The sequence below is a fragment of the Cutibacterium modestum genome (assembly GCF_008326345.1).
In the GTDB taxonomy this organism is placed as follows: domain Bacteria; phylum Actinomycetota; class Actinomycetes; order Propionibacteriales; family Propionibacteriaceae; genus Cutibacterium; species Cutibacterium modestum.
In genome coordinates, this window is sequence record NZ_BJEN01000006.1 from 1 (window position 1) to 6432 (window position 6432).

Here is a 6432-nt window from a genome sequence, read left to right on the forward strand (position 1 = left end):
CCGGTGTGGCCGTCGGCGCGGATTTGGACCCAGTTGCCGTGGACTTCGCCGGTGGCGTGGACGCCGGTTCCCTGCGTGAGGGCGGTGATGATCCTGGCGTTGGGGGAGGGGGCGGTGTGCACGTTGAGACCGCTGGTGGTGTGGATGGGTGCGCTGTCCTTGGCAGGGGTGCTTGGTTTGTTGGATTTGGTTGGTTGTGCGGGTTTGGTGGGCGTAATGGGCTTCACCGCCGGGAGCTTGCCGGTGAGGTAGGTGCGGTATGCCCAGCCGGTGTGGCCGTCGGCGCGGATTTGGACCCAGTTGCCGTGGACTTCGCCGGTGGCGTGGACGCCGGTTCCCTGCGTGAGGGCGGTGATGATCCTGGCGTTGGGGGAGGGGGCGGTGCGCATGTTGAGACCGCTGGTGGTGCGGGTGGCGGCGCTGTCAAGGGCCGGACGATCCTGGTCGCGGCTCGTCGCGGAGTCGTTCTTGGCGTCAGCTTTCGGCTTGGCGGGCGCCGTGGTTACCTTCCCCATGGTGAGGTAGCGCCCGTAAATCCATCCGGACTTGCCGTTGACGGCGACGGGGACCCACCCGCGGTCAGGGCGCCCGGTGACTCGCACCTGCTGACCGCGCTCGGCAACGGTGAGGATCTTGCCAGCATTAGCAGCGTCGCCACGAACGTTGACCGGAACAGCAGCGGTCATGGTGCCGGGTAGGGCTTCGGAGCCAAAGTGCACCGGGTGGACGTTTTCTTCGGTAAGGAATCGCTCATAGATCCAGCCGGTGGTGCCGTTGACGGCGACGGGGACCCACCCGCGTGCCTTTTTGCCGGTGACCTTCACCGACTGACCGCGTGCCGCGACGGTGAGTACTTTGCCGGAGTTGGAGGAGGCAGACCGCACGTTGACGTCCGTGGTCGCGTACATCGTCTGCGTGTTTGCTGCGTGTGCGACCGAGCCAAGGATGGCCGGTGCAACGACGCTGATCCCGGAGGTGAGGGCGATGGTGGCGGCAGCACCTCGGACTGAGCGCTTAGGGCGGATCACGGTGTGACTTCCTCTCGCCATTGAAGGCATCGGGGCTTTGATCCCGGCGTTTCCGGGATGGATGGGACATTAGGAATTCATGGCCCGTTGTCTCAAAGACGTTGAGGGTTTGAGCGTGTCGCCTCAACCGCTGGTAGGCCACCGCTGACGAGGGTCGAAACGGCGTCGTGGAGCCAAATGAAGCCGTCAGTTGGCGGAGACCTCCTGTCATAACGAAACCCTCTACCTTGCATCGAGGTAGAGGGTTTCGCCAGGTATGCGAAGAGTGGCTCAGACTGCACTGAGTTTCTGCCAGCCGCTCCAGTCGTAACACCAGCAACCGATGCCTTCGCCAGGCTTAAACTGCCGGTTTGAACCTGAGCTGATGACGGGATCACCGGCGGCGCAGAAGTTAAACAGCCACTTGGCGTTCTCGGTAGACAACCCGACGCAACCATGCGAGACATTGGCGCTGCCTTGAGAGCCCTCGGACCACGGTGCGGCGTGGATGAACTCGCCGGTGTAGGTGACGCGCATGGCGTACTTGACCTTGACGTGGTAGTAACCCGAACTTCCATTAGGGATACCAACCGTTGAGGAGTCCATGACCTTCGTGGCATCGCGCTCGATAATGACTTTAGTGCCAGACCGAGTAGTGGTGGTTGCACCAGGCTTACCGGTAGTCACCGGGATAGTGCGCACAATTTTACCGTCGCGGAGGACGTCCATCTTGTGGTCGTCGATGTAGATCTTGATGATTCGCGCATCGCCGACCTGGAAGGAGCCCTCGACGTCATGGGTGATCCATCGGTGGCTGGAGGTCGGCAGACCGGTGAGGTTGCCGCGCACGCTGACCTTCGTGCCGGCCTTCCAAAAGTCCTTAGGGCGCCACATCAACTGGGTCTGGTCGATCCATCCCCACGATCCTTCCTGCTTCGGAGAGACATCGATTTGCATGGCCTTCTGGATTTTGGCGCGCATACTAGCGTCGATGACCTCGTGCTCGAACTTGATGATGACGGGCATGCCGATGCCAACCGAGGCGTCGTCATAGAGCATCTCGACGACGTTGACGTCGCCATCAACGCTCTTGACCTTCTTGGTCACCGTCGTCGTTGGGCCAGCATGGGGGTCGGTATTCGAGAGGGTCGCAGTGAGGGTGTAGGAGCTGTTGAGGTTCCAGGGTTTCGACGGGGTCCACACAGCGTCTTTGAGGGTGCCTTTGACCTCGCCGCCTTCGGAATTTGTGACTTCGACGTCCTTGAGGGCTCCATTGGCGACAGTAAACTTCAGCGCATCACCTGGCTGGAGCTCGGTGATCGGGTGATCTGCGGTGATCGTCAGAGCGGCAGGCGTTGGGGTGGGAGTAGGTGTTGGGGTGGCCGAGTTGCCGCCGTTTCCTGAGTTTCCACTGGAGCCAAAACCATTCTCACCAAGGGAGGTCTTGGCGCAGGACGCAGCTGTCATTGGCAGAGCGATGGCACCTGTAGCCAGAACCGAACGACGGGTCAGACTCGATGGCACGAGTACCTCCATACTTGTGTGCACGAAATGAGAACTCTGGATCCATTTCTGGGGAAGATGAACTTCATACATGATATAGCGCGGCACTGGCAACTCCCCAAACGTTGATACGTCATCTGGGGCGTCGCTCGCTGGATACTGATCGACCGGATCGGGGTAGTTGTGGCGCGAAGCTACGCTTACATGAGCATCCCCTCATGCGTCCCGGCTTGGAGGTTTCCCATGCATGATGACAGTGACGAACAGCTTGCGGTGCGTAGGCGTCCTGACTGGCTGACGTGGCTTATCGTCGTCGTTGTGACGATTGTCGGTGTCACCATCATTACCCTCTGGTGGTGCTGCTTGCTGGGCTGAGGTGTTGTATGAGTTGCTGAGTGGTGGGCTGCCCGATGCAGGTCTTGAGTTCCATCAGAGCCCACAAGCATAACTAGTATTCCCACAGAAGGGGTGGTACTTCTCGATCCGTGATTCTTATGCGATATTCCTATGCGATTTGTTTCAAGAACTCCTGTGATTGCTGTAGCCATCGCCGTGATTGCTGCGGCGAGTCTGTCCCTGGCGGCATACGGTAGCCACGGCGATGAGACAAAGGCCGCTGGAGCAACGAATGCGGTCGCTAGTGCTACCCCACTCCCTCATCTGATCCGATTTTCACCAAGAGAAAGGCCAATAAGAACGATTTTTCTCATGCCTTGGTCAGCGGCATGAAGAAGATGACGACGTATCACATGGATGGTTCCATGAGCGTCGCAATACCTGAGGATAAACGCGCTATCAAACTGTCTTCCGACTATGACGGCCGTGATCAGGCAAGCCTAAGGCTCACGTTTCGATGTCCGCACCTGGGCGAGGGCAAAAAGGCCGATCTTGTCATCCTTGACAAGGATGTCTACGAAAAAAGCAGCTCGAAGTGGGTCAAGTCTGCTCACAGTGGTAACGGCGTGGGGCAAGCGGACGCTCTTGAGATCATCGCAAGCCTAGCAAGGTATTGATTCGGTGGCCTATGTGGGCAAGGAACTCCGCGGGCATAGGTTCGACGTCGTTTTGGTCCTGCCAAGGTGGGTGGGGGTGAGGTGGCAGCCGCCTTCAACCAGAGTATAAAAGCCACCTACTGGCTCGACGACTCCAAGAGGGCCATTGGAATGATGGATATGGGAGCCGAGGGTGCGAGCATTGCCATGGATATGTCCATGTCTCAGTTTGGTGAGCCCGTAAGTATCCCTAAAGTGCCCTGATAACTGGACCTTGTTGAGATGTCCTGTTGGCAGCGGGGTGGTCCAATTGCACCCTGTGGCGCTTCGCATCGTGGGTGGAGAGGTCCGCGTATCCCCGTGGGACAGATAATGCGAACGCTCAGGCACCCCGGCGAAGGTCGCCGCCCTGGCCTTGGGCCGCCTAGCCGACCTTCAGCTTGTGTGCGATCGTGTTGCGCGCCTCGCCAATGGGGGTGGCCAAGCCACGTGCCTGAATGGAACCAAGGCGGTAGGGGTCGAGCCACTCATCAAGATCCGCCTTGGTGAGGAAGGCTCGCATCCCGTCATGCACCTGCCTGGCGGTAACGCGGGAAGGCGCGGTGATAATCGCCGTCGTCGTTTCGAACCTGTTGGTGATTTTTCACGTCGTGGCGGTGGCCGCGGCACTTAAGAGCCCAGGCCTATGTACGTAATGGGGATTTTTGTCACCGCGCTTCCCGGCCCACTCGAAATACACCAGTCATGGGGACGATGCACTGCCGGGAGGCCATGGTCGCGCGGAATATCCCATTCCCGGCGACGGTCTCGAACCGGGCGTTGATGGGACGTGGCTCGGACTCCTTCGCCAACCTGGTCAGAAACCCCACCCCACGGGGGAGAAAAATTGTGAGTCGCTCCGGTGAAAAGCTGGGACGACTCACGAAGGAAGAAATCAGCTACTACGATACCACGAGTTTGCTGTGGCAGAGGTTTGCAATTTCGTCGCTGTCCATGTCGAGGCTGAAGCCTCTACGCATGTGGGCTACATTGCCACGGTCAAACTTGGTGCTCGTTCTCCTGCGTGCGGCGGAGTTCTTCGAGGGCACGGATGCGCTCGACGTCGAAATCGATACGAGTGTGGTTAGCGCGAGTAGAAGCCAAAAGGCGATATAGCACTACCATAAATACCACCCAGATAGGAGCGGCGAAAAGGGCCTGACGAGAATCTGCTGAAAATCCCAACATAATGAGGATGGTAATGAAGAAGATAATGCCGAACCATGACATCACGCGGCCAGCAGGCATCTTGAAGGCTGATTCGGCATGGCGTTCGGGATGCTTGCGTAGGTACATGAGGTAGCAGACCAAGATGAGTCCCCACACCGACAGATAGAGTACCGAGGAAACTCCTGCTACCAGAGAGAACGCATCCATAACTGAGTTTTCAAGGGTGACGAGGACGATGGCAGGAGAAATGCATACCGCAGTGAGGATAAGAGAATTGCGAGGAATATGGCGGCTAGACAATTTAGCAAAGACTGGTGGGGCATCTTTCTCGCGCGCAAGCCCGTAGAGGATTCGGGAGGTGGAAAAAACTCCTGAGTTTGCTGATGATGCAGCCGAGGTGAGCACAACGAAGTTGACGATATGGAAGGCGATAAGGATCCCAATGAAGCTAAACATTTCGACGAAAGGGCTCGCTTGCGGATTGATGAGGTCCCACGGCTGCACTGCCATGATGACCCCGAGGGCTAGCACGTAGAAGATAAGGACACGAGCCGGGATCGAATTGATAGCTTTGGGGAGATTGTGCTCGGGGTCGGCTGTCTCCGCTGCTGCGGTGCCCGCCATCTCAATACCCTGGAACGAGAAGATGGCGATCTGGAAACCTGCTATGAACCCCATGAATCCGGTGGGAAAGAATCCGCCGCGGTCCCACAAATGAGAAAATGACGCAGCCGGAACTCCGCTGCGGGGTGATTGGAACCCGGTAATTGCAAGGTAGCCGCCGACCAGGATCAATGCAATGATGGTGACGATCTTAATCATCGCAAACCAAAATTCCATCTCACCAAAGAGCTTTACTGCGACCATATTGAGACAGGTCAACAGTAAGACGATGCAGGTGGCAGGTATCCATTTATCGAGGTTAGGGAACCAGGCAGCCAGGTATCCACACATCGCGATGGTGTCGGCATTACCTATGACGACCCAACACATCCAGTATGTCCAGCCCATGTAGAACCCGGCTCCGGGGCCAATAAGGTCTGTTGCGAAGTCGGCGAAGGATTTGTAGGCCAGGTTCGACAGCAGTAGCTCCCCCATGGCCCGCATGACGAAAAAGAGCACTGCTCCGATGACGAGGTAGACCAGCAAGATGGATGGCCCTGCTAGGGAGATAGTCTTTCCAGATCCCAGAAAGAGCCCTGTTCCAATGGCACCACCAATGGCGATGAGTTGGAGATGCCGGTTCTTGAGGTCGCGCTGAAGCTGGAGCTCTTCAGCTGGCTCCCTAGTCGGAGCTGTGACCTGGGTGGCGCTATCTATGTGGGTCATCTACACACTCCCGGTATCGACGGTGCCTCCGTTTGCGTCGTTGCAGAAGAAGAGGACCAACGTAACTCTAGACGTTTTTAGGTTCACTGGGGCTGGTCGCTGATAAAGAGGTGTTCAGATGTGGCAGGCATCACAATATGTGGAATGGAAGGTTGGTCTCTGTCACTTGTGATGGGGGAGCTGGGGCAATGACATGGACAACGCGTAAGATCGATCATGGGTCGGCACCGGTGCTGATCCCCCGAGGGTGATCTCGGGATGACTGCAAAGGAGCAGAAGGTATGCGTGTTGGTGTTCCTGCTGAGGTTAAGAATAATGAGTTTCGTGTGGCTGTGACGCCGGCGGGTGTTCATGCGTTGGTGGGTCATGGTCATGAGGTGTTGGTTCAGGCT

Annotated in this window: 7 protein-coding genes and 1 pseudogene; 3 read left to right on the forward strand and 5 right to left on the reverse strand. The window is 57.6% G+C overall.

What is annotated here, in order from left to right; genetic code table 11:
• Positions 1–1058: SH3 domain-containing protein (locus F1563_RS13240; RefSeq protein WP_149302774.1), on the reverse strand; the 1058-nt coding region annotated here is incomplete at its 3' end.
• 240 nt (positions 1059–1298) lie between these two features.
• Positions 1299–2474: a L,D-transpeptidase gene (locus F1563_RS13245; protein WP_002546637.1), complete on the reverse strand. Its 1176-nt coding sequence runs from the start codon at positions 2472–2474 to the stop codon at positions 1299–1301.
• A gap of 279 nt (positions 2475–2753) precedes the next feature.
• On the opposite strand from F1563_RS13245, the gene F1563_RS13250 reads away from it, so the two are divergent.
• Together F1563_RS13250 and F1563_RS13260 are read left to right on the forward strand one after the other, a co-directional pair.
• Complete coding sequence (locus tag F1563_RS13250; RefSeq protein ID WP_002528495.1) at positions 2754–2885, forward strand: hypothetical protein; 132 nt, start codon at positions 2754–2756, stop codon at positions 2883–2885.
• A 350-nt stretch (positions 2886–3235) separates the two neighbouring features.
• Positions 3236–3523, forward strand: a complete 288-nt coding sequence (locus F1563_RS13260; protein ID WP_002528497.1) for a hypothetical protein — start codon at positions 3236–3238, stop codon at positions 3521–3523.
• A gap of 403 nt (positions 3524–3926) precedes the next feature.
• Here the strand turns inward: F1563_RS13260 and F1563_RS13265 are convergent, their stop codons facing one another.
• The 3 genes from F1563_RS13265 to F1563_RS13275 all read right to left on the reverse strand — a co-directional run bounded on the left by F1563_RS13265 (position 3927) and on the right by F1563_RS13275 (position 6040).
• Positions 3927–4076 carry an SOS response-associated peptidase gene (locus F1563_RS13265; RefSeq protein WP_220332197.1) on the reverse strand — a complete coding sequence of 50 codons (150 nt, stop codon included), beginning with the start codon at positions 4074–4076 and terminating at the stop codon, positions 3927–3929.
• Positions 4077–4209: 133 nt separating this feature from the next.
• Positions 4210–4425, reverse strand: a complete 216-nt coding sequence (locus F1563_RS14960; protein WP_330130679.1) for an SOS response-associated peptidase family protein — start codon at positions 4423–4425, stop codon at positions 4210–4212.
• A gap of 115 nt (positions 4426–4540) precedes the next feature.
• Positions 4541–6040, reverse strand: coding sequence for an amino acid permease (locus F1563_RS13275; protein ID WP_002528501.1), 1500 nt, complete (start codon positions 6038–6040; stop codon positions 4541–4543).
• A gap of 281 nt (positions 6041–6321) precedes the next feature.
• On the opposite strand from F1563_RS13275, the pseudogene F1563_RS13280 reads away from it, so the two are divergent.
• Positions 6322–6432 (forward strand): annotated as a pseudogene (locus tag F1563_RS13280) (alanine dehydrogenase); the annotation flags it as partial.